General features: G+C 77.0%; 1 pseudogene. It reads right to left on the bottom strand.

The window, feature by feature from the left end:
- Positions 1 to 392: pseudogene (locus HNV26_RS37745) on the bottom strand (hypothetical protein); the annotation flags it as partial.

Here is a 392-nt window from a genome sequence, read left to right as displayed (position 1 = left end):
GCCTCGCCCTGCGTGACCTCGATCGACGCCCCGTGGCGCTCGGCCAGCGCCCGGGCGGCGGCCTCGATCTCGGCGGGCCCGAGATCGTTGGCGGGGGTGTTGATCAGGTCGCGGCCCATCGCCACCGCGGCGGCGACCCGCTCGACCTCGGCCCCGTCGATCCCGGCCGGCGCCGCCAGCCGCGCCTTCGTCCCCCCGGCGGTCCGGTACCGGCCGAAGCGGTAGCTGCCCATCAGCCAGGCCAGCGCGGCCTCGGCCGGGTCGGGGGTCGCGAACAGGTCCTGGGCGGCCCGATGCAGCGGTCCGCGATTGCCCTTGATGACCAGGGCATAAGCGCCGCCGCGCGCGCGGATCGCCTGGGCCGTGGCTCGGTTGCCGTGCAGGGCATCGGC

This window comes from Myxococcus xanthus, from assembly GCF_013116825.1.
Classification (GTDB): Bacteria; Myxococcota; Myxococcia; order Myxococcales; family Myxococcaceae; genus Myxococcus; species Myxococcus xanthus_B.
Note: the sequence above shows the minus strand (reverse complement) of the source record. Positions and strands in the feature narration are given on the sequence as shown.